This window comes from Thermostichus sp. MS-CIW-30 (genome assembly GCF_054058015.1).
The window spans coordinates 1-21,670 of record NZ_JBSRZW010000030.1; the positions used below are offsets into that span (position 1 = coordinate 1).

At 55.7% G+C, this 21,670-nt stretch carries 18 protein-coding genes and 2 pseudogenes; 11 read left to right on the plus strand and 9 right to left on the minus strand.

What is annotated here, in order from left to right; all coding sequences use genetic code 11:
* Positions 1–2 precede the first annotated feature (2 nt).
* The gene (locus ACVWXW_RS11930; protein WP_457403986.1) at positions 3–380 is read left to right on the plus strand and encodes a hypothetical protein; all 378 of its coding nucleotides are present in this window, start codon (positions 3–5) and stop codon (positions 378–380) included.
* Positions 381–415: 35 nt separating this feature from the next.
* On the opposite strand, the gene ACVWXW_RS11935 is transcribed toward ACVWXW_RS11930, so the two are convergent.
* Positions 416–646, minus strand: a complete 231-nt coding sequence (locus tag ACVWXW_RS11935; protein ID WP_457385214.1) for a DUF2555 domain-containing protein — start codon at positions 644–646, stop codon at positions 416–418.
* A gap of 236 nt (positions 647–882) precedes the next feature.
* Between ACVWXW_RS11935 and ACVWXW_RS11940 the strand changes: the two genes are divergently transcribed.
* Positions 883–2,661, plus strand: a complete 1,779-nt coding sequence (locus ACVWXW_RS11940) for a flavin reductase (protein ID WP_457403987.1) — start codon at positions 883–885, stop codon at positions 2,659–2,661.
* On the opposite strand, the pseudogene ACVWXW_RS11945 reads toward ACVWXW_RS11940, so the two are convergent.
* The 4 genes and pseudogenes from ACVWXW_RS11945 to apcD form a co-directional block, all read right to left on the minus strand.
* Positions 2,639–3,211, minus strand: a pseudogene (locus ACVWXW_RS11945) (Uma2 family endonuclease). The gene ACVWXW_RS11940 and the pseudogene ACVWXW_RS11945 sit on opposite strands and share 23 nt — an antisense overlap.
* A 293-nt stretch (positions 3,212–3,504) precedes the next feature.
* Positions 3,505–4,905: a chlorophyll a/b binding light-harvesting protein gene (locus tag ACVWXW_RS11950; protein ID WP_457387765.1), complete on the minus strand. Its 1,401-nt coding sequence runs from the start codon at positions 4,903–4,905 to the stop codon at positions 3,505–3,507.
* A 39-nt stretch (positions 4,906–4,944) separates the two neighbouring features.
* Entirely contained in the window at positions 4,945–5,430 is a 486-nt protein-coding gene (locus tag ACVWXW_RS11955; RefSeq protein ID WP_099812041.1) for an allophycocyanin subunit beta, read from the minus strand.
* A 267-nt stretch (positions 5,431–5,697) separates the two neighbouring features.
* Positions 5,698–6,171, minus strand: coding sequence for an allophycocyanin subunit alpha-B (gene apcD / locus ACVWXW_RS11960; RefSeq protein WP_099812040.1), 474 nt, complete (start codon positions 6,169–6,171; stop codon positions 5,698–5,700).
* 331 nt (positions 6,172–6,502) lie between these two features.
* On the opposite strand from apcD, the pseudogene rpsU reads away from it, so the two are divergent.
* Positions 6,503–6,646, plus strand: a pseudogene (rpsU, locus tag ACVWXW_RS11965) (30S ribosomal protein S21).
* Here rpsU and ACVWXW_RS11970 read toward each other — a convergent pair.
* Positions 6,643–10,368 (minus strand): PAS domain S-box protein, encoded by a 3,726-nt coding sequence (locus tag ACVWXW_RS11970; protein ID WP_457403988.1) that lies wholly within the window; start codon positions 10,366–10,368, stop codon positions 6,643–6,645. The pseudogene rpsU and the gene ACVWXW_RS11970 overlap by 4 nt on opposite strands.
* A gap of 249 nt (positions 10,369–10,617) precedes the next feature.
* Between ACVWXW_RS11970 and ACVWXW_RS11975 the strand changes: the two genes are divergently transcribed.
* Positions 10,618–11,811 (plus strand): RNA-guided endonuclease InsQ/TnpB family protein, encoded by a 1,194-nt coding sequence (locus ACVWXW_RS11975; RefSeq protein WP_457403989.1) that lies wholly within the window; start codon positions 10,618–10,620, stop codon positions 11,809–11,811.
* A gap of 18 nt (positions 11,812–11,829) precedes the next feature.
* Here the strand turns inward: ACVWXW_RS11975 and ACVWXW_RS11980 are convergent, their stop codons facing one another.
* The 3 genes from ACVWXW_RS11980 to ACVWXW_RS11990 all read right to left on the minus strand — a co-directional run bounded on the left by ACVWXW_RS11980 (position 11,830) and on the right by ACVWXW_RS11990 (position 14,576).
* Positions 11,830–12,417 (minus strand): hypothetical protein, encoded by a 588-nt coding sequence (locus ACVWXW_RS11980; RefSeq protein ID WP_457403990.1) that lies wholly within the window; start codon positions 12,415–12,417, stop codon positions 11,830–11,832.
* Between the two features lie 92 nt (positions 12,418–12,509).
* Complete coding sequence (locus tag ACVWXW_RS11985) at positions 12,510–13,124, minus strand: Uma2 family endonuclease (protein ID WP_457404010.1); 615 nt, start codon at positions 13,122–13,124, stop codon at positions 12,510–12,512.
* A gap of 120 nt (positions 13,125–13,244) precedes the next feature.
* Positions 13,245–14,576: a serpin family protein gene (locus ACVWXW_RS11990; protein ID WP_457403991.1), complete on the minus strand. Its 1,332-nt coding sequence runs from the start codon at positions 14,574–14,576 to the stop codon at positions 13,245–13,247.
* A 36-nt stretch (positions 14,577–14,612) separates the two neighbouring features.
* On the opposite strand from ACVWXW_RS11990, the gene ACVWXW_RS11995 reads away from it, so the two are divergent.
* The 7 genes from ACVWXW_RS11995 (at position 14,613) to ACVWXW_RS12025 (ending at position 21,669) form a co-directional block, all read left to right on the plus strand.
* A complete protein-coding gene (locus ACVWXW_RS11995; RefSeq protein WP_414389705.1) occupies positions 14,613–14,789 on the plus strand; it encodes a hypothetical protein in 177 nt (58 codons plus the stop codon).
* Between the two features lie 72 nt (positions 14,790–14,861).
* Positions 14,862–15,386, plus strand: a complete 525-nt coding sequence (locus tag ACVWXW_RS12000; RefSeq protein WP_457403992.1) for a DUF192 domain-containing protein — start codon at positions 14,862–14,864, stop codon at positions 15,384–15,386.
* Positions 15,387–15,531: 145 nt separating this feature from the next.
* A complete protein-coding gene (locus ACVWXW_RS12005) occupies positions 15,532–16,851 on the plus strand; it encodes a bifunctional sterol desaturase/short chain dehydrogenase (RefSeq protein WP_457404011.1) in 1,320 nt (439 codons plus the stop codon).
* Between the two features lie 209 nt (positions 16,852–17,060).
* Positions 17,061–17,819: a DUF4397 domain-containing protein gene (locus tag ACVWXW_RS12010; RefSeq protein WP_457403993.1), complete on the plus strand. Its 759-nt coding sequence runs from the start codon at positions 17,061–17,063 to the stop codon at positions 17,817–17,819.
* A gap of 174 nt (positions 17,820–17,993) precedes the next feature.
* On the plus strand, positions 17,994–18,941 hold the full coding sequence (locus ACVWXW_RS12015; RefSeq protein ID WP_457403994.1) for an FAD-dependent thymidylate synthase: 948 nt from the start codon (positions 17,994–17,996) through the stop codon (positions 18,939–18,941).
* 77 nt (positions 18,942–19,018) lie between these two features.
* Entirely contained in the window at positions 19,019–19,756 is a 738-nt protein-coding gene (locus tag ACVWXW_RS12020) for a class I SAM-dependent methyltransferase (RefSeq protein WP_457403995.1), read from the plus strand.
* A gap of 353 nt (positions 19,757–20,109) precedes the next feature.
* Positions 20,110–21,669 carry a sugar transferase gene (locus tag ACVWXW_RS12025; protein WP_457403996.1) on the plus strand — a complete coding sequence of 520 codons (1,560 nt, stop codon included), beginning with the start codon at positions 20,110–20,112 and terminating at the stop codon, positions 21,667–21,669.
* Position 21,670 lies beyond the last annotated feature (1 nt).

Sequence of the window (21,670 nt, forward strand, 5' to 3'; positions counted from 1 at the left end):
CCATCCAAGAAAGCCGCGCCCAGTCTGCCGAGGAGAACGCCGCCCGTCTGCGGGAAATCGAGGAGCTGCGTCAGTCCATCCAAGAAAGCCGCGCCGAATTTGCCGAACAAGCTGCTGCCCAAGCTCAAAGCCTGCGAGAGCTACAGCAAGTTGTCAGCGAGACCCGCTCTGACTTAGCTCACCTTGCCGAGTGGGCAGAGGAAGTGACTCAAGCTCTGGTTACCCTCACCGCTCTACAACGAGAGCACGAACGCGCCATTCAGGCCATCAACCAACGGCAGGCGGAAACGGATCAGAGGTTCAACGTTCTCCTTGAAGAAGTGCGCTATCTGATTCGCCGGCAAGGCTCTGACGGAAATCCTCCCCCCTCGTTGCCCTGAGCACTGGGATCCCTTTAAGAACTGCAAGGACAGCCCTAATCTTCATCCACTTCCCACTCCAACAGATGTGCATAAGGGGCCACCAAGTCGGGGGCGTAAAAGGCGATGGCTCGAAGGGCATGCCAGTCTTCCAAGCAGCCAAAGACGGTCGGATACTCATTGCGCTCCAACCGCTCTGCAATTGCCGCCACCTCAGCTTCGGTAAACTGGCGGGGATCCATCCCCTTGGTAGGGGCCTCCACTTTGGACTTGGATCGGGCAGACATAGGCAGCCTGAACACGCTACAAGCCGATCTTAGCCTCTTCCTTTTTGCCCGGCCGACTTTGAAAAAACTTGACACACTCCCCACCTCAATCGCTTGCTTCTTGCGCAGTTGTGAGGACGGGGCCTCAGACTTAACTTTTGGGCAAGCCGGGCCGTGGGCTCCCAAACTCTGAAAAGGGATCCCCATTCCTCCAGTTTCGTGGCAAGGTGAGGACAGATACCGCATCGGAGGCTGCTATGGAGAGCAAGATCCCCGCCCGCGATGTCCAAGTTGCCCTTATCGGCCCGTCCACGTTGGTTCTCCGCTCCCGCACCTGGGATCGCCTGAAGTTTGAGCTGGAATACGCTCGGCAACGGGGCACCACTGCCAATAGCTACCTCATCCAGGCCCGCCAAACCCTTCTCATCGATCCTCCGGGGGAATCGTTCACCAGCATCTTTTTAGAAGAGCTGGCCCAACACCAGTACCTACAGCGGTTGGACTTTATTTTGCTCAGCCACGTCAACTTTAACCGCATTGCCACTCTCAAGGCCCTATTGCCTCTGGCTCCCTATGCGATGGTGCTCTGCTCCAAGCCGGGATCCATTACGCTACGGGCTGCCTTTGAAGAGATGGATCCCTTGCCCCGCAGTCGCGACGAAGAAGAAGCCGCCGATCTGGGCATTTTCTACAATGGCGACCAGTCTTTCCGTTTGCGGGTCATCCGGGATGGGGATCGCCTGGATCTGGGGGAAGGGCATGAGTTGCACTTTCGCACCGTGCCCACGCCCCGCCACCCCGATGCCCTCTGTACCTACGATCCGGCCACCGGGATCCTCTACACCGATAAGCTGTTCGGCGCCCATGTGTGCGATGAGCAAGTTTTTGACGAACATTGGCGGCAGCTTAGCGAAGACCGTCGCTACTACTTCGACTGTTTGCACCGCAACCAATTGCCCCAGGTGAAGGCAGCCCTGGCCAAGTTGGAAGAATTTCCCGCCCAAATCTATGCCCCTGCCCACGGCCCCTTGGTGCGCCACAGCCTGCGGCGGTTGCGGTTGGACTACCACACTTGGTGCGAAGAGGATCCCGGCGAGCAGCGGGTAGCTCTCCTATACACTTCCGCTTACGGGAATACAGGTTTGATGGCCATGGCCATAGCCCAAGGGTTGGAGCGGGCCGGCGTTAAGGTGGAGCGGATCAACTGCGAATGGTCCACCCCGGAAGAGATCGCCCAAGCTCTGGAGCGCTGCCAGGGGTTTGTTATCGGATCCCCGACCTTGGCTGGCCATCCCCCGGTGCAAATTCAAACCGCCCTCGGCATCATCCTTTCTTCGGTTCCCACCACCCGATTGGCCGGGGTTTTTGGCTCCTACGGCTGGAGCGGAGAAGCGGTGGATCTCATCGAGAGTAAGTTGCTCAATGCCGGCTTTTCTCTGGGGTTTGAGACGATCCGCGCCAAGTTTAAGCCCACCCCTGAAATCCTAGAAGCCTGTCAAGAGGCGGGATCCCAGTTTGCTCAGGCCCTGCGCAAAGCCAAACGAGCCCGCGCCCCTCGCCAAACCAGCAGCGAAACTCAGGCGGATCGGGTTGGGCAAGCCCTGAGCCGGGTGGTGGGATCCCTGTGTGTAGTCACCGCCCTGCAAGGAGAGACCCGCCGCGGCTTCCTCACCTGGTCGGTGGCCCAGGCCAGCTTCAATCCGCCGGGGCTAACCCTGTCGGTGAACAAGGAACAAGAAGCCGAATTGCTGACCTATCCCCAGGCCCCCTTTGTGCTCAACATCTTGCGGGAAGGCAAGGGCAGCAACTTGCAACGGCACTTTCAGCGGCCCCAGCGCCCTGGAGAAGATCGCTTTGCCGGCTTGGCCACGGCCACTGCCGAAAATGGCTGCCCCATTTTGTTGGATGCCTTAGCTTACCTGGAGTGCCGTGTGAAAACTTGGATGGACTGCGGGGATCGCTACCTGGTCTATGCCGAGGTGGAACGGGGCAAGGTGCTGGATCCCACGGGGGTTACGGCCATGCGGCGGGGGTAGTGTATTGGAGAACAAAGATTTGTTGTGGAGTCAATGCTAACTGGATCCCGTCGATCACCTTGAGCTGACGATCTGCTCGGCAAATTTCCGGCTCTTGTTGAGGGGCAAATATCAAAACAGAGTAATCGTCTAAATCCACCATCCACCCTAATTTGCTGCCGTGCTTTAGGCAATGCAGGATATTATCGGTTACACGGCTTACCCTTCGACCCGGCGAAAGAATTTCGATAATTCAGTCGGGTGCTGCGGTGAAGTCATCCTCTGGCTCGCCTGTTTCACTGAGGCGAGTTCGATCCCACGCAATTACGGCAATATCGGGAACAATGGAACGACCGGCAAAAGTGCATCGCAATTCGGGTAGGGCAGTATAGTCGGTGGTGCTGCCGTCAACCTCAGCCACGAGGCGTTTTTGCAAAATGGAATGGCGGACTTTGGGCAGCGGTTTTTGAATGGCAACTCCATCCACGTACTCCCATGCCGGAGAATCTTCTATGTGAGGCAACTTGAGGAAGTCTTCAAGAGTGAGAGCCAAATCTAGGCGAGTTGTCATAGGTTTAGGCAAAGCCCCCCGGATCCCTGCCAGTAATGTATCCCAAAGCGAGGGGAAGAAGTGGAATTAAAATTGCGGCAATTCGGGTAGATGTAGCGTAAAAGTCGTCCAACCGGCAGAGCTGCTGACTTCGAGGGATCCCCTCAGTTGATCCACCATTTGTTTCACCAAGGCCAAGTCTAGATCGGTACTCCCTTCCTTAGCCCACACTGCGGAGCCCTAGCAAAGCAAAAAGCCCCCAGGCAGGGTAATCACCTCTCCTGAGGGCCAAACCCCCTCAAATCCCAGGTAGGTTAAGCCTGAACTCTGCTCGGCTCGTAGAAGACTTTGGGCAGAGATCGAGCAAACTTCGAGAAATCAGCCCTTGACTTGCGCGAACCATAATCTGCCTTTAAGTCAGAACGATTGAAAGCTATCTTCTCTCTTGCGGGCTCGTAGAAGATCCACCTCCTAAGGGTGTAGTTCACTTCATAGAGAGTTTGCCGAACGCCGTTTATCAACGATAGAGATCTGGAGCTGGGAGCCTTTGGCGGCTGATACCAGTAGATATCCTCGGGAGATACAGATAGAGGCTCTGGACCTGCAAAGGGCGGCTCGTAAAAAGTTGCAAAGTCAGGCTGAGGTCGGCACTGAAATTGAACCTGATACACCGACTGAGAGGTCATTTCCTGCCGACTCTGCTGCCAAAGCTGCAGCATCTTGCCGACATCAAATCCCATCGCTCGCTGAAAATGCCACAGGGATCCTTGTAGAAAAAAGAAGGCTAAGTAGAAGTGAGCATTCGCCAGCCAAACCCTTGAGGAGTAGTTCCACGCTCCCGTTTGATTTGGATCGAAGTAGTAAGGAGTAAAGGCGGATTTCAGCTCCAGGGTGGGGCCGTAAAACTCCACCGGGTAGGCCAGCGAGTTAAACCCACAGTAGTAAGAAGCCGCAAAACCGGCTAGGGCGATGCCGAATAGAGAGTAGGAGAGGATCCCATCTGCTGAGAAGAGAAAGCGAGCTTTAACCCACTCAAACGGCGGAACCAGGATATGCCACACCCCTCCCAACAAGAGAAGAGCTCCCACATAGATATGGCCCCCCACCAAGTCTTCCAAATTATTGACATCAAACAGGTGGGTGCGGTAGTTCCAAAGGGTGGCAAAGTCCAAAGTTGGAGCCGTAACCAGGCGTACCTGACCGGTGTTGGCGTCATACAGCCCCCCGAACACCATCGCCTTGGCCACCAACAATAGGGATCCCAGGCCCAAAATCAGTAGGTGGTGCCCCAGAATCACTCCCAACGTTTTGGCATCATCCCAAGTGAAGTGAAACTTGGCAGCCCTGCCGAATTCCATATCTAAGCTGGGGGGAAGTTGGGTTTGGTGGAAGTAGGCTCCTCCAGCCAACACGCCGGCAGCCACCAGGTGAATTGAGGCAATGGCCACATAGGGAAAGGTATTGACGATCTGGCCACCGGGGCCAACCCCCCACCCCAATGTGGCCAAGTGGGGCAGCAAAATCAGCCCTTGCTCGTACATGGGCCGCTCTGGCGAGAACTTGGCCAGCTCAAACAAGGTAAAGCCCCCCGCCCAAGCCATGATCAAGGCCGCATGGGCCACATGCGCCACGATAAAAGTATTAGAGAGGTTCATCAATCGAGCGTTACCTGACCACCAGGGGTAGCCCGATGGGTGCATCTTTTTGGCATTCATAGATAGCTCCTCAGTGAGCCCTCAAAAATACAGGCACGTTTAGCTCAGACCGGCAATGATATGGTCAAGATAAACGGCCATTTCTTGACTTGCCTCTGTGTCGAGACTTTCGGTCAGGACCTCTTTCATGGCATTGAGGGCCTGAATGACGCGATCGATGGGAACGCCGAGGGTGATGTAAGTTTCTTTTAAACCCTGCAACACGCGCTCATCCAAAATTGAGGGATCGGCAGCCAACATGGCGTAGGTGGCATAGCGTAGAAAATAGGTCAGGTCCCGCAAGCAAGCCGCGTAGCGCCGAGTAGGGTACATATTGCCCCCCGGTAGGGTAATATCCCCGTAGAGCAAGCTCTTGGCAACCGTTTTGCTGATAATGCTGCTGGCGCTGGAGCTGATGGTTTTGGCCGCCTTGACGCGCATGTTGCCACTCTGGAAATAGCGATTTAATTGTTCCAGAGCTGCGGCATCTAAGTAAGAGCCTTTCTCATCGGCGGGGTTAATCAGGGAAGTGATGGTATCTTTCATGGATTTTTCTCCTCTAAGCACTAGTAGGGACTGATTTCTTGAGGCAATTGGGCAAATGCTGTTCGCGTTAGCGGGACGGAGTCCTTGCACCGCTTGCTCAGGCATTGCCTGTGAGAACTCTTATGGATTGCAACTTAAGACAACTTCACAGCTTGCAGGTCAAGCTCGCAAAGCCAGCCGAAACCTCAAGCTCACAGAGGCAGGAGTAGCGCGCCTCAACTCTAAAACTGAGCGAGAGGGCAGCGATTTGTCTATCCATTCATCGATTCAAAAAGCGCGAATCAGTCGATCAAAGTAGGGGGCAGCTAGAGCCATCTCCTCTGAAGAAAGAATGCCGGCAGCTACCTCTTTTAGGCAGCTCATCGCCACCCGCAGGTTGGGTAGCGGCACGCCCAAAGAGATGTACATTTCTCGCATGCCGTTCAAGCCGATATCTTCCAGCGGCTTATCGTTGCCTGCCAAGATGCAATAGCTAACCAAGCGGATATACCAGCCTTGATCTCGTTGACAGAGGGCAGTTTTTTGAGGGTTGCCCTTATTGCTGGGGGTGTTGGGGCATTTGGCCCAAAACCGTTTGCTGCCTTCCTGGACAATTTTTTGCTCGTTCTCTGCTAACTTTTGGGCGGCTCGGATGCGAACTTGACCCTTGCTGAAGAAATCCTCTAGCTTGGCGATCTCGGCACTGCTGAGGAAGCGATCAGCCGCGTCCGACTGCGCGATGACTTGGGCAACAATGCTCATAGGTTTTTGGCAAGGAACACTCTACAGGTAACAAAGTAAGCCAGATCCTCAAGAACCGAAATCACTTATTAAGAAAAAGTTGTGAATTGAAACTTACTTGCAACAAATCCTCTCTGCCTCGCGTCTTCGGCAGCGTGACCAGATTGAGAAGGTTGGGTTGGCGGCCAATCCAGATCCCGGATACGACAGCAACCCTCAGAATACTCAGCCTCTATCTCTTCTGGCCGAGATGAGCATCTGTGTTGGGAACTATTTCCGTATCTGTTGCTACAGAACTTACAATAAGACGGGCTGTGCAGAGGTACCGGGGGAGAGAACCCCTAAGGTAGGGATCAAATCGGCGCTGCGCCGCTTTAAGGGCTAAGTTTCTGAGGCAGGAATCTTGCCAGATCTGCGTAACCATCGCTACTTTGAAACCAACCTGGAAAAGCGCAAGCGCAAAGCAGGAGTCCCCAGGGATCCGCTCAACCTTTAAAACTGGGGCAGAGGGGGCAGGTGGAGCGTGAAAGTTGTCCAGCCGGCGGCGCTGCTGACCTCGATGGATCCCCTCAGTTGATCCACCATTTGTTTCACCAAAGCCAAGCCCAGACCGGTGCCCCCTTCTTTCCAAGGATCATGGCTGGGGATCCGGTAAAAGCGCTCGAAAATGCGGGTGAGTTCCTCAGCCGGGATCTCTTGGCTATTCCTGACTTGGATGCGAGTTCGGTTGGCCTCAACCCTGACTTCTAGGCGGATGGATCCCTGGCCGGGGGTGTATTTCACCGCGTTGTGCAGGAGCTCCCGCAGGATGCGTCCCAACAGCAAGGGATCCGTCGTGAGGGTGCTCTCCAGAGGGACACTGGCTTGAAAGGTTTGCCCTTTGGCGCGGGCCTGCTCTTCGGCAATGGCTAACAGATCCCCTAGCAGCTCCCGCCAGGTGAGGGTTTGCACACTTAGAGCGTAGGTCCCGGACTGCAACCGCTGCAGATCCAACAGGTCGTTGATGAGCTCGATTTCCCGCTGGCATTCTCGCTCTGCAATGGCTAAGTATTGAGCTCGTTTCTCCCCAGTGGGAGCCATCTGCAACATTTTCAGGGCCATTTTCATGCTGGTTAGAGGAGTGCGCAGCTCGTGGCTGACAGTGCTGATGAAATCGTCTTTCAAGCGGTTAAGGCGCTCCAGGGCTTGCACCTGCTCTTGGGCAGCTCGGAATAGGCGCGCCTGCCTTAGGCCGATAGCACATTGATTGGCCACTTGAGCTACGAGATTCATTTCCTGCTCATCAAAACTTTCCTCGCTGCTGCGAAAAACCCACAGATCCCCCAAGACTTGCTCCCCATCCCGCAGAGGGCAGACCAAGACTGATCCTTGGCGGGGGGCGTCAGGAAGTAAACAAAATATGTAGGGCTCTCCTCGCAACAACTGGGCGTAGAGATCTGGATATTGGGCAAAGGGAATACAAGTATGCAAGGCCGACCCCAAGCGAGGACAATACTCGTAGCTGATGGCGGAAAGGGTGAGATCGGCGTTGTAAAGGCCAATATCGCAGCCATCTGCATTTAGGTTTTCTCCCAGCTCGCGCAGAGCGGTGTTGAGAATTTCAGCTTCATCCAGAGAGTCGCGCACCCGGTCAGTGATGCGTTTCAGCAGGGCCTCAAATTGCAGGGATCGCTGCAACTCAGAGGTGCGTTGCCGAACCTTTTCTTCCAAGGTTTGATTGAGGGCTTGCAGTTGTTCATATAACTGGGCCTGTTGCAACGCGATGGCTAATTGATCGCTCAGCTCTTGTAAAAGCCGGATTTCCCACTCTTGCCAAGGGCGGCTGGATTGGCAGTGCTGAACTACCAATAGACCCCACAAAGCCTCACCCTGCCGAATCGGGATCACCAAGTTGGCTTGGGCTTGGAAAGACTCCAGCAACTCCCGATAGCAAGGATCCAAATCGGCTATTGCTACATCCCCCACTGCCTGGACAAAGCCCTCTTGGTACTTGCGATAGCACGGATCCCTTTGGAAATACTCATCCCACACGTAGCGGCCCAGGTGGCTGGGCCAGGGATCCGCTACCGACTCGGCGGCCACAATCCCACCCCCGTTTCCCTGCAGTCGGTAGATCATCACCCGATCTACCTGGAGAAACTCTCGCACTTCCGCAACCGTTGTTTCCAAGAGGGTTTGCAAGTCCAAAGCTTGGCGGATCCGCCGCAATAAGGCCCCCAACAGTCGCTCCCGCTCTGCCTCTTGCCGAAGCACTTCTTGAGCTTCTTTGAGGGGGGTGATGTCCACAACAACACCGCAAACGGCATAGGGATCCCCTTGCTGATCCCGCAGGGCAAACTTGGTGACCCACTGGGTCAATCTCTTGCCATCGCGGAAAAAGGTTCGCTCGTAGCTGACAGGATGCGGAGATTGCAGGACTTTTTGATCCTGATCTCGAAATTCTAGAGCCTCTTCTGATGCGAACAGCTCACTATCCAACTTTCCAAAGAGCTCTTCTGCCTTGCAGCCTCTCTGTTTTAGATAAGTCTTGTTTACATGAAGATAGCGCCCTTCCAGATCTTTGAGAAAGATAGAAAAAGGGATCCCATCCAGAATAGCCCTAAGCCGAGCTTCGCTTTCTTGTAGAGCCAGCTCTGCTTCTTTCTGCTCCGTAATATCTTCGGTAATGCCAACAATACGGATAACCTCTTGCTGTTCGTTCAAGATGGGTCGGCAAGAAGTACGCAGCCAGCGCAGCCTGCCATCCCGATGGAAAAGGCGGTAGGTGATCTGCTGGGCTTCTTGAGTGGCTCGGGCGGCCGCCTGCAGTACCCTTGGCAGATCTTCGGGATGGATCCTGTCTTTCCAGAGATCTGGCTTGCGGCGAAACTCTTCTGCTGTGTAACCCCAGATCTTCTCGCTTTGGGGGCTTTTGTAGAGAGACTGGCTCAAGTCTGCAGAATACACAAAGAAAACCACCGGTACAGCCTCTGCAATTTCTCGGAAGCGGGCTTCGCTCTCTCGCAAAGCCAGTTCCACCTGCTTTTGTTGGGTGATATCGCGGGTACTGGAAACGATCCCTTGCACAGAGGGATCCTCCAAAAGATTGGTGCAGAGGCTCTCCAGCCACACCCACTGGCCATCGGCGTGTTGGGCCCGGTAAATAAAGCTGAGTGTCTCGCCAGGTCGAGCCTTGAGTTGCTCAAGAGCATTAGCAACGTTCTGCCGATCCTCGGGGTGAACCCAATCCAAGGGTACGGCCTCTCCCTGATTGGGAGCACGCCCCAAAATTTTCTCAGCAGCCGGAGGATTTAAGGTATGCAGCAGACCTTGGGCATCGATACGACACAAAATGTCGTGGCTGTTGTTGAGGAAGGCGCGAAAACGCTCTTCTTGTTCCCACACCTCCTGTTCCAGCCGCTTTTGTTCGGTGATATCTAGGACAATGCCGAGAAGTCCTAATCCTTTAGACTGATCCTGAAGCTTTACAGCGAAGCGATAGGTGTAGCGCTCCTGGCCTTGAATCATTTCCTTACCTTCGAATTGGCAAAACCCTTGCCGCTCTACGTCGGATAGAACTTGAGAGGTGTACTCCGGCCAGTGGGGATGTTGCTGAGCCACCTCCTCCAGAGAAGTACCCAGCAGATCGCCAAACCAGGCGCGGTCAGTGGCATTTTGCAAAATTAGCACTCCCTGGGGATCCCTGGCCCACACTGCCAATGGCAGGGCATCCAACAAGGTGCGCAGTTGGGCCTCCCGCAGCCGCAGGTTTTCTTCCAACTGTTTCTTCTCGGTAATGTCTCGGCCCACCCCGCGGATGAACTGCAAGCGGCCCCGCCGGTCAAAAATGCCTTGGTTGATCCACTCAAACCACCGCACCTGCCCCGCTGCATCCGCCACTCTGCTAATCCGGGTAAAGGTGGGCTGCTGAGGGGTAAGGTGGGCTATCTTTTGCTGCGCCTGCTCCTGCTCTTCTGCCGGCAGCACGTCGATCCAGCGCCTGCCCCGCCAATCCCCCAAGATTTTCTGGCAAGCTTCGTTACATTCCACCACCGTCGTATCTGCACGCCCCAGCATGATGACATCGGGAAAACCCACCTGATCCCGCTGCAGCCAGCGCTTTTGCCAGTACATCACCACGGCCAGTGAGGATCCCCAAAGGAGCAGCCAAAGCCATCCGGGCAGAGTGTTCCAGTTGAGTAAGGTAAGCAGGTTGACCAGATCCCAGGAGGCGCTCATGAAGGTTGTCGATTAAGTTAAGTTTAGAAAGTGTCAAGGAGTGCACTGCTTTTCGGTAGCATTTCTAACCCAGGATCAAGCACTGTGCCAACAATTCCCCATCTCCCCGAAAAGGAGAGCAAAGTTTGAGTCTACTGGAACGGTGGGGCAGTATCCTCGAAAAGGGGGCTTTCAGCTAGAAATCGCAGGAGCCCCGCACTGTACCCGTAGGGTCAGTGTCGGGAGGAATGCGGAAGTTATGATAGAACCATGACCCAAGTCCTGACCGTCCCCTGCAAGCTCAAGGTGTCCCCGTCGCAAGCCGCCAAATTGGACGCGACAATGGATGCCTTTGTGCAGGCGTTGAACTGGGTCAACCAAAACACACCAGAAAAAGTAGTCAACGCAGTCAAACTCCAGTCCCTTTGCTATTACCAGATTCGCGCTCGGTTTGGCTTGTCCAGTAACTTGGCTCAGCAGGTCTGCAGACGGCTGGCCGGTGCCCGTAAAGTTGCCCGACAGAAAAACCGTCCGGTCAAAGCGTTCAAGAGAGGCTTTGCGACCTACGATGCCCGTATCTTTTCGTTTCGCGAGAAAGACTGGACGGTGTCGCTGACCACGGTGGAGGGTCGGGAGCGCTTTGAGCTGGCGATTGGCCGTTACCAGAGAGAACAGTTGGCAGGCTCCAATCCCAAATCTGCCACTCTGGTCAAGCGCAAAGACGGTTCCTACTCCATTCAAATCTGTGTGGAAACGGAACCGTGCCCACCGCAACGCACGGATAGAGTGCTGGGGGTGGATTTGGGAAGGACGGATATTGCCCATACGTCAGAAGGGGATAACTGGAATGGACAGCAGTTGAACCGAATCCGAGACCACTACTCCAAGCTGAGGGCGGTACTCCAACGTAAAGCCAGTAAGGGCACCCGCAGTTCGCGGCGCAGATGCAGAGAACTGTTGCAACGGCTGTCTGGCAAGGAGAGACGCTTTCAAACGTGGGTCAATCATCGCATCTCCAAAGCTATTGTCTCTAGGGCAAAAGCTACCAACAGCGCTATTGCTCTGGAAGACCTGACAGGGATCCGGGAAAGGGTCAATCAACAGCCGCGCAGCAAAGCCGAGCGGCGCAGGGCCAACAGTTGGGCGTTCTACCAACTACGTCAGTTTCTGGAATACAAGGCGAGGGTTGCAGGGGTTTCTCTGATTCTTGTTCCGCCTGCTTATACCTCGCAGACCTGTCACCGGTGTTTGCACATCCATCCCGACCCTGCGCAATCCTATCGCAGTGGAAAGAAGTTTAAGTGTGGGCACTGTGGATGGGAAGGAGATGCGGACTTGAATGGTGCAAACGTAATTGCGCTCTTGGGGGCTGCCGTAAACCAGCCTGGAGGTCCGGGCTTGTTTTGTTCTCTGGTAGAGCAGAGCAGGCCCAGGGCTACTGAAAGCCCGCTCCGTACCGCTTAGCGGTCGGAGCCGGGTAGTTTACGGTGAAGAGTTGTTTCTTAGATTTCCTGAGTGTTCGGATAGATAGTTCTGAATCCAGCGCACCAGCCGCTGAGAGAGCACGAAAGCTTCTGGTTCGTCCCCTTTGATGCCGACTTGGCTGCTAAAGCAGGCGATGACCTCCTCGTTCAGCTCCGGTTTAGAAGGATCGCTGCGAAACTGCAGCCGCACTTGGCTTTGGACCTGAAAACTCTCTTGAGCTTGGTTATCCAAAACTTCCTGACCCACTCGATGCAGCCGCACTCCTTGCAACTGAGCCAAGGGATAGGAAAACACCTGCTGCCGCCAAAAGCCCCAAGGGCCACCCAGCCGGGTCAAGGTCACCCGTTGGCTTTGGCAATCTAGATTCAGGATCTGCCCCAACCCCCAAGGGATCCCAGCCCACAGGCCCATCCCCACAGCCACCAAACCCAACAGCGGCGAACGGGCCCACAGTTGGGATCCCACAATCAGCAGCACCAAGCCCCCTGCCGCCCGCCAAGCCAGTTGCTGAGAGGTAAACCGCTGTAGGGCAATGCGCAGCCGTTTGGGATTGCGCTCCAGAACCTGCGGATAAACCAATGCCATGAAATGGGATCCCACTGTTGAGACTAGTTTAACAGGGCTGCTCTTCCCTAGGTGCTGAAGGCGTCTTATCCGTACATTGCGTTGGTGAAAAACTACAACTCCGGCTCGGCAAAAAACTCTGATAAATCCAGCGCAAATCCAGGGATCACCTCTCCACCTTCCAGGATGTCGCCGGGTTTCTTCAATGCTTCAGGCTCAGGCCGGCGATAGACCAGAACGTATTTCTCTTCAGGATGAATGATCCAGACCAGCCGGGATCCATTCTCAAAATACTCAACGAGCCTATCATGGATCTCTCCAACGGTGTTGGCATCGGAGAGAACTTCTACAGCCAAGTCTGGGGATCCCTCAATATAACCCCTTGGGATCCTGCCCAGAGATTGCAGTCGTTCTTTGGAAAAAAAAGAACAATCCGGAGAACGGCGATTGCCGGATTTCATTTTGAAGGAAGTATCGGAATCGAAGGTAAATCCAATCCTTTGACTGCGAACGTAGGAGCCCAGAATGATGTGAATCAAACTTACGTAGTACCCATGCTTTGCACCTGCCGAGCCCACGGTAACCAGTTCTCCGTTCACAACCTCATAGCGATTGCCATCCTCCGGTAAAGCCATAAACTCTTCGTCAGTCCAAATTTTTCGAGAAGCTGCCGGAGAACTATCAGCAGGTGCCTCGGCCAATTTTTCTCTTTCCAAAACCTCGACCATCATGACCTCCGCAATGAAAAACGGCTAAACCAACCAAGGGAGCCGGTCTGGGGTCAACACATCCTGAAGAGCGATCTGCACGCCCGGTAAGAAGTCAGCAAGCTGCCCTGAGGGATCCCCTTATTTAGGATCCACCAGGGATCCCATGAACAACACGGTTTGGGCCGCTGGGTTGCCGCCGGATCTGGAGGCCACAATGGCAAACCAGAAGGGCCGATCTGCCACAAATTGAAAGGGCTCTTGCCGGTCGACAGCAGTCCGGGAGACGATCACCCCAGTAGCGGCTGCCGCCTCGGATCCCTCTTCGTTCACTTCAATTGCTGCTTTGTGCAGGACTTTGCTGATCCGCGCTGGCTCTGGGGTCATCTGGCTGAAATCGGCTCGGTTGGAAAAGGCAACTCCCAGGCCCAACTGCTGCAGAACGGAAGTGAGATCCGTTTCATAAGCCAATTCAAATCTCGGGATCCGCACCGAACCGGCACGGGGGCGCAGGGATCCCGTCCATTCTTGCCAAGTTTCCGGGCTCAGCTCTGCCCGCAGCGATTCCAGCTTCACTCCCTTCTTGGGCAGCAGGATCAGCATTTCCAGTTCTCCTTCCCCGTAGGGCAGGCTCACCACCTGCAACTGCTCGGTTTCCAGGTAGTCGTAACGACCTGATTGAACCATCATGGGTACTCGGACGCGGCGGCCATCCAACCGAGTAAAGGGCTGAGTTTGGGTGCGCTCCGGATCGAAGGGCTGAGTCCACTCGCCTTTGAAGTAGATGGCATTGAGCAAAACCATCAAATCCTCGCGGCTGAGGCGATCCACAATGCGGTTGATCTTGCCCTGGGTGCGCTCGGCCACCCAGCCGTTGATCTGGTTCACCGTTTGCCGGGATCCCAAATTCACCCGATTCACCACCGCTTGGTAGTAGGTGGCCAAAGCCTGCAAAAACTGGGGCTGTAAGGTGAGGGTTTGATCCACCCAGAGGCCGTTGGCCATTTGCACCTGGACTGGCCCTCCTGCCGGGGATCCCTCCGCCAGCCAGCCCACCATTTGGGCATTGCTCCAGTTCAACTCATTGAGGGAAAGGTCCTGTGCCTCCAGCACCTCGGCCATTGCCGTTTGAGTCTCCCCAGAGGCGCCGTTGTAGAGCATGCTCAGGGCCAGGCGGATGCTCAAGGGGGAGAAAAAGAGGTTCTCTTGGGGCTGCTGACGGAGCAGGTGATCAAACAGTTTCAGCGCAAAGCGGCTTTGGGCTTGTTGGGCCACGGTCTTTTCCCCATACCCTTCCCCATAGGTCACCGTTGGCTCAAAGGGAATCCGCACCGGGGTTTCCTGTGAACGGGATCCCATCCCGTGAGTGGGCCAGAGGCTCAGGAGCCCCAGGCCAAGCAGAGCCAGAAGCGGGATCCGGCTCACCGAGGATCTATTGAATCTATTGAAATTGAAATTGAAAGGGTCTTTCATACGGCTCTCCTGGCAGGGTGGGGAACGATAAAGTCTATGGCTATGCTATCGGGTCGGTTGTGGGCTGCCCTTGCCCAGAGCCGCCATTCCGGCTGCGCTCAAGGGGGAAAAGCACAGGCCGCTTCCGGCAAGCAAGAATTGGCAAGGCTCTCCCAGGGGGGAACTTCCTGCGTCTGGCTGGTCAAGTCGCAGCAGCAGCGTCTGGCGCGATAGGATGAAGCCTGCACAGGAGAGCGCCACATGGTTCTGTTCACGATACACGTTCCAAAAGGGTGCAGAGTCGCCTTGGGCCTGGCTCTACTGCTCCTGGGATCCGGCTTGGGGTGTACTGCTGCCCCGGAGAGATCTCCCGCCTCCCAAACTCAGGTGGCGGAAGCCCTCTCCCCATCCCCCCCGGCAATAGGGCAGCCCCAGCAACTGCCGGTTGAAGCGGAAGTCACCCTTGCCGGCCAACGCTTTGAGTTAGAGGTGGCCCGCACGCCTGAGCAGCAGCGCTTGGGCCTGATGTTTCGCACCGACTTGCCGCCGGATCGGGGCATGTGGTTTCCCTTTGATCCGCCCCAGCCGGCTTCTTTTTGGATGTTCAACACTCTGATTAACCTGGACATCATTTTCCTTCACCAAGGCAAGGTGGTGTACATTGCCGCCGATGTGCCCGGCTGCCCCGCCCGACCCTGCCCCACCTATGGGCCGCCTCCTTCCCAGTTGGTGGACGGTGTGCTGGAGTTCCGCGGCGGGACGGCTGCTGCTTTGGGTTTGGCCGTTGGAGATCCGGTTGAGATCCGAGAGCTTCAGCCCGCAGCCCCTTGATCTCTCCCTCCCTTGGGGACAAGGAAGACGGGCTCGCAGATGATCTTTTGAAGAATTTTTGCGATGATTTTTGAGAGTCGCCAACTGAGTCCATAAAAGAGGCGACCGCGAGCTCAGGATTGGTTTGGCCACCGCAAGCGAGTCTATGGATGTCAGCAGCGTAAGTCATTGGATAGGGGTGGGGGCTGTCGCCCTAGCCTCCATCCTTTGGGCTGAGATCGTGCGGGATGTGCGCCATTGGCTGGCCCACCGGTGGCCCTGGCTGATGCCCAAACACATCCTGCACCACCGCCTGTTCCGCCCCGACCTTAGCGTGGTGGATGCACAGCTGTACCGAGAATCCCAGTGGCACCACGACGTTCCCGAAGCGGCAACGATGATCCTGGCCGGGATCCCTTGGGTGGTGGTATTGGGCCAGGGATCCTGGCTGTACGGCCTGGCGGCAGCGGTGGGGGTGGTCTACTCGGCCAGTTTCTGGGTGGCTGGTATGCTGCGGGGTTGGGGGCTGGCCCTGCAGACGGATATCACCCACCAGCCGGGGCCTTTCCCCGTTCCTCCCAGCCAATGGCATGTCAACCGCGCCTACCACTGGCGGCACCACTTCGACGATACCAACGCCTATTTTTGCGGCACCCTGACTCTCGTAGATCGGCTCATGGGCACCAGTCTCTCCTTGAAAGGCAAGCGAGTAGCCGTCACCGGCGCCTCCGGCACCCTGGGCCGGGCCTTGCTCAAGCATTTTCACCAGCAGGGGGCCAAAGTCATCGCCCTCAGCTCCCATTCGGATTCGGTTCACATCGAAGTGGACGGCCAGATCCAGCCGGTGGAGACCGTTCGCTGGCAGGTGGGGCAAGAGGGATCCCTGGCAGAGCTGCTGGAGCGGGTGGATATCTTGGTGCTCAACCACGGCTTCAATGTTCATGGGGATCGGGATCCCGAGGCCATTCGCCAGTCTTACGCCGTCAATACCTTCTCCAGTTGGCGCCTGATGGAGCTATTCTTCCAAACGGTTCGCAGCAACCCCGAAATGGCCACCAAAGAGGTGTGGGTCAACACTTCCGAAGCTGAGGTCAGCCCTGCTTTCAGTCCCCTCTATGAACTCTCGAAGCGGGCTTTGGGAGACCTGGTTACCCTGCGCCGTCTGGATGCCCCCTGTGTGGTGCGCAAGCTTATCCTCGGCCCCTTCAAGAGCCAGCTCAATCCCATCGGGGTCATGTCAGGAGATTGGGTGGCCGCTCAGATCCTGGCTCAAGCCAAACGAGATTGCCGCAACATCATCGTCACCATCAACCCCCTCACCTACCTGCTTTTCCCCCTGAAAGAGCTGGCCGTGAGCACCTATTTCCGCCTGTTTAGCCGTCGGTCTCCAAGGACTCCGTCCCGCGAGCGCGAACAGACAGGGATCCCTGCCCCCAACCCAGATGCTGCAGGTGAGGCGAAGTCCCGCGAGTTCCCTTTGGTTTAGAAGGGATCGGATCCCAACTCGTCCCATAGCTCTATGGCATTGGGCGCAAAAGTGGAGTAAGACAAGAGCAGGTTCCTTGGCGTCAGCAGGGTGGGATCCCTTGCGCCAATACGAACTTTTGGGGAGCGAGAGCGCCCCTTGGCTTGGCGGAACACAGCAGCTCGATCCCCGGTGAGCGTTGGGTGTGAGGAGTAGGAGTGAGCGTGAACATGGTGCGACGGTGGGTGGGCGCAGTACTCTGCGTGGTGGGTGGATCGTTGATGTCGGGGCTTTTGTCCGGCTGTGCCATCCCGATGCCTTCGGCATCTGCGGGAGTTTCTGAAGTCCAAGTGCGCTTGGTGCATGTGGCCCCCAATGCCCCTCGGATCGACTTGGAAGTGGGAGGGGTGAGAGCTGCTCAGGGCATAGCCTATGGCTCGGTGAGCGAGTACGTGCGCATACCGGCGGGCGAGTACGACATTGTTTTGTTTTCAACGCCTGAGAACCCTGGCCAGCCTGCGAGTTCTTTGGTTGCGGCCAGAACCGTAGCCAATCTCAGGGGCGGGGGAGTATTCTCGGTGGTTGCTGCCAACGAGCCGAATCGCATGACGGCCCTGGTGCTGGAAGACAACATCCATCCGCCCTTTGATCAAGCCCTGGTGCGGTTTGTCCACGCTGCCCCTGATGCGCCGGCCCTGCAATGGCAAGGGGAGCAAGGGCGGGTACTGCTGCCCCAGTTGGCGTTTGGACAAGTATCCACCTTTCAAGCTATGCGCCCCGGCTTTACCCAAATTCAAGTGGCCATAGCCCCTTCAGCCTCCGCGCCAGGTGTGCAGTCGGCTCCCAGCCGGAGCATTCCCCTGCAGCGGTTTGACCTGCAGCTGGAGGCGGGGAAAGTCTATACCCTCTATGTAGCGGGATTGTTGCGCAGCAATCCGGCCCTAAGCCTGGTGCTGGCAGAGGAAACTCGAGCTCGCAGGCTCCTATAGCCAAGGTGTTTCGGTCTCTCTTCTCCTTACACTGAGTTAAGGAATACCTCAGGGTGGGGGCAGATAGGGAATATGCTCTGTGGTGGAGCAGGCCAATGCCGTTGGCGTTCTCCGCTGCCAATATGATCTTACAAGGATCTCAGAATCCTAACATGCGGTGCGAAGCACTAGGGGATGCAGCCTGTGGATGCTTTGTTTCAAGTTGTGGTGCTGAATCAAACCCCAGATCCAGAACGGGTCATCTACCAGGCAATGCACCAGGATTACAGCCCTGATTTTGTCACCTCAGAAAGCCGGATCCCGGAAAAGCATGGAGAGGCCGTGGTGCGGCATTTGCTGGAGGGCAACCGTGGCCACTATGGGCCTCTAGAGCATCCTCAGATCACGTTTGGGGTGGGCTATTTTCCCCACGCCGTCATGCAACAGGCCCGTACTCATCGGGTGGGAATTTCTTTTGATGTTCAATCCTTCCGATATACAGGCCAGCAAATTGCCGATTTGGGCAAAAAGCTCTTGTTCGCGTCAGCGGTGCGGAGCACAACCGAGACTGCTGCTCCTGTTGGCGAGACCGGCTGCGGTTGCGTCAGCGATCGCGTCAGCGGGCCGGAGGCCTATCGCGTCAGCGGGCCGGAGGCCTATCGCGTCAGCGGGCCGGAGGCCTATCGCGTCAGCGGTGCGGAGCACATTGCGGAGCACAGTGGCGGGACGGAGTCCTCCTTGTCTTTGCAAGAGCTGGAAACTTTGTTTTACGTTCCTGCCAGCGTCAAGGAGGGCAAAGCCAAAACCCGCCAAGGCTTTAGGCCCATCTCCCCCGCAGCTTTGGATATCATTCTTGCGCAATATCGCAGCCAGGCCATCGCTTATTATCGCCTGGTAGAAGAGTGCGGATTGCCCTATGAAGATGCTCGCAACATCATTGGCTACGGGATCCGACAACACTTCGTGGTCTCTTTCAATTGCCGTAGTCTAATGCATTTTTTGGATTTACGAGCCAAAGAAGATGCTCAACGAGAAATTCAACATCTGTGTGAACTGATTTGGCCCCACTTTGAAGCGTGGTGTCCCCACGTGGCGGCCTGGTATCGTAAGCATCGCTGGGGAAAGGCTCGATTATCCCCCTAAACTTAGTTTAGATAGATATGCTCTGCTAACCCCTTCTGCGGCTAATCCTGTTTTTGATCTTTTGTTGGGTTACGGGTATGGATCCCGAAGCTTATGAGCAAATGGCAGGCTTGGAAGACCGGCATTGGTGGTTTTTGGGTCGCCGTCACATTCTGAGTCGGGTTATTGGATCCCTGTCGCTTCCCCCCTCTGCTTATATTTTGGAAGCTGGCTGCGGTAGCGGCGGCAACCTGGAGATGTTGTCCAGATTTGGCAAAGTTTGGGCTATGGAAAAGAGTGAAATTGCACTGCCGCTGGCCCAAGCTCGCGGTATTGGGATCGTGGCAGAGGGGGAGTTGCCAAACCGGATCCCCTTTGGTTCTCAACGATTTGATTTGATTGCTTTGCTGGATGTGCTGGAGCATCTGGAGAATGACAAAGAAGCTCTCCTAGCCCTCAGTCAAAGGTTAACCCCATCTGGCTGCTTAGTTGTAACTGTTCCGGCTTATCCGTGGCTGTGGAGTTTACATGATGAGCTTAATCATCACAAGAGACGATATACCCGCGGGCAACTTTTGTCGTTGCTTAAAAGCTCAGGTCTAGAAGTTTATACCCTTGTTTTCTTCAACAGTTTTCTTTTCCCAATCATTTCAGGGATCCGCATAATGCAGAAAGTGCTTCGCCTGAGGGAAAGCCAAGATCTGAAAATGCCGCCGCTTTGGCTCAATCGACTGCTGACGGGTATTTTTGCTGCAGAAGCCTATCTGATACCTAAGTTTTCTCTGCCCTTTGGTGTATCTCTGCTGGCAGTAGCCGGCCCGGCAACGAAATCGTAGTATCCTGTCATCATTGCTGTTCTCAGACTGTACTTTGATCATTGCTTAAACTCTCATGTTTCGACATCCAATGTCTGCAATTCTGGTAGTTTCTACAACAGCCTTTTCCGACGGTACTTAACCCACTCAACAGGGATTTTTATCTCTTGCATGATGAGGATCCCAATTACTTAAAGAACTTATTTTGTGTCAGCAGCATGAAGTCATTTGAAGCTGGGAAGGGCCGTCAATAGAATTATCTGGTGAGGGCTACCCATTCAAGTTTTGGTCAACACTGATCTTGTCCAATAGCCTCAGATGCACAATCTTTTCTGTAAGATTGTCAACAGTCTTGATGCCGAAGGAGATAACCCTTGGCCGAACGCGGCTATAAAACTCGTCTGGATCTGCATCGTTTGTGGGTGCCCTTGGCCTGTTTTGGCGATGGCCTTTGTATTTGGTTGGCCTTTGGGGCGGGCTACTGGCTGCGCAGCTTGCGTCCTCATCAGCTCTTGCCTTGGGATGTCTACGCGGCCTTGGGATTGTTGACCGCCCTCAGTTATTGGGGCATTCAGGCGGGCTTAGGCGGATACGGTGAGTCGAAGCGCTTGTCTCGCTTTGAAGAATGGGCCAGTTTGCTGGTGGGGTTGGGATTGACGTTTGGTTTGGTGCTGGCAGGGGCCTTTTTCGTTCGCTCGGTCTCTTTGTCGCGGCTGGTGGTGGGCTACGCCGGCTTGTTGGCTCTGCTGAGTTTGACTTTGGTACGGGTGGGGTTGCGGCTGGGCATGGGCTGGTTGTGCTCTAGGGGCTACGGTCGGCGGCAGGTCATCTGGGTGGGATCCTGGTCGGTGTTGGCGGAAGTGTTGGAGCGATTGCAGCGATCCCCGCAGTTGGGCTTCCAGGTAGTCGCCTGGGCAGGCGTAGAGCAAGGCTCTTTTGAGGAAGATCCCCCATCTCAAAATGGGGATCCCTGTCAAGATTCATATCCAGTACTAAACACCGCCCGCCCTACCTCTGGCGGGGTTGAGTCTGCCGACAGGACTCTGTCCGGCTCATCCCGAGGAACCCTCTCCTGCTTGTGCAGTCAGCTTGAGCCTTCCTGGTCGGCTCTTGGGCGTCTGGATCTGGTCCATTTGATTGCCTATCTGCAAGCCCACCCAGAAGTGCAGGAGGTGTGGTTTGGGCAACCGGAGCTGGCAACTGCTCCTCTGTTGCTCAGTTTGCAAACATTGTCGGTGCAGGTGCGCTTGGTGCCGGATATCTTAAGTTTTTTAACGGTGAACTTCAGCCTGCAGTCTCTCGACGGGATCCCGCTGCTAACTCTGCGTCAGCCCCCTTTGCGCTACGCCCACAACCGGTTCCTCAAGCGAGCTGTAGACATCCTAGGAGCTTCCCTGGGCCTGATCTTGCTTAGCCCTCTGTTTTTGATTATTGCCCTGCTGGTAGCCTGCAGCAGTCCTGGCCCCATTCTGTATTGGCAAGAGCGGGTGAGCTTGGACGGGCGTCGCTTTTGGATTGCCAAGTTCCGCACCATGCGAGTGGATGCTGAGGCAGCCGGCCAGCCGGGCTGGACGCGCCCCGGGGATCCGCGCCGAACCAAGATAGGAGCCTTTTTGCGCCGCACCAACCTGGACGAGCTGCCCCAACTGTGGAACGTCCTGAAAGGGGAAATGAGCCTAGTGGGCCCCCGCCCAGAGCGGCCCTACTTTGTCGAGCAGTTTAGCCAGGAGATCCCCAAGTATCCGGATCGGCATTTGGTGAAAAGCGGCCTGACTGGCTGGGCCCAGATCCACGGCCTACGGGGGGATACCAGCATTGCCCGCCGCACCCAGTATGATCTCTATTACGTGCAAAACTGGTCGCTGTGGCTGGATCTGCGCATCTTGGCCATCACCTTCTGGCAAGGGATCCGCGGACGGCTGGCCGGATACTAGG

Excerpts from the sequence above, each read along its gene's own strand:
- ACVWXW_RS11975 (WP_457403989.1), top strand. The coding sequence starts at position 10,618 with ATGACCCAAGTCCTGACCGTCCCCTGCAAGCTCAAGGTGTCCCCGTCG.
- ACVWXW_RS12010 (WP_457403993.1), top strand. The coding sequence starts at position 17,061 with ATGGTGCGACGGTGGGTGGGCGCAGTACTCTGCGTGGTGGGTGGATCG.
- ACVWXW_RS12005 (WP_457404011.1), top strand. The coding sequence starts at position 15,532 with ATGGATGTCAGCAGCGTAAGTCATTGGATAGGGGTGGGGGCTGTCGCC.
- ACVWXW_RS11990 (WP_457403991.1), bottom strand. The coding sequence starts at position 14,576 with ATGAAAGACCCTTTCAATTTCAATTTCAATAGATTCAATAGATCCTCG.
- ACVWXW_RS12020 (WP_457403995.1), top strand. The coding sequence starts at position 19,019 with ATGGATCCCGAAGCTTATGAGCAAATGGCAGGCTTGGAAGACCGGCAT.
- ACVWXW_RS11950 (WP_457387765.1), bottom strand. The coding sequence starts at position 4,905 with ATGAATGCCAAAAAGATGCACCCATCGGGCTACCCCTGGTGGTCAGGT.
- ACVWXW_RS11940 (WP_457403987.1), top strand. The coding sequence starts at position 883 with ATGGAGAGCAAGATCCCCGCCCGCGATGTCCAAGTTGCCCTTATCGGC.
- ACVWXW_RS11970 (WP_457403988.1), bottom strand. The coding sequence starts at position 10,368 with ATGAGCGCCTCCTGGGATCTGGTCAACCTGCTTACCTTACTCAACTGG.
- ACVWXW_RS11985 (WP_457404010.1), bottom strand. The coding sequence starts at position 13,124 with ATGGTCGAGGTTTTGGAAAGAGAAAAATTGGCCGAGGCACCTGCTGAT.
- ACVWXW_RS11980 (WP_457403990.1), bottom strand. The coding sequence starts at position 12,417 with ATGGCATTGGTTTATCCGCAGGTTCTGGAGCGCAATCCCAAACGGCTG.
- ACVWXW_RS11995 (WP_414389705.1), top strand. The coding sequence starts at position 14,613 with ATGGCTATGCTATCGGGTCGGTTGTGGGCTGCCCTTGCCCAGAGCCGC.
- ACVWXW_RS11935 (WP_457385214.1), bottom strand. The coding sequence starts at position 646 with ATGTCTGCCCGATCCAAGTCCAAAGTGGAGGCCCCTACCAAGGGGATG.
- ACVWXW_RS11955 (WP_099812041.1), bottom strand. The coding sequence starts at position 5,430 with ATGAAAGATACCATCACTTCCCTGATTAACCCCGCCGATGAGAAAGGC.
- ACVWXW_RS12015 (WP_457403994.1), top strand. The coding sequence starts at position 17,994 with ATGCAGCCTGTGGATGCTTTGTTTCAAGTTGTGGTGCTGAATCAAACC.
- apcD (WP_099812040.1), bottom strand. The coding sequence starts at position 6,171 with ATGAGCATTGTTGCCCAAGTCATCGCGCAGTCGGACGCGGCTGATCGC.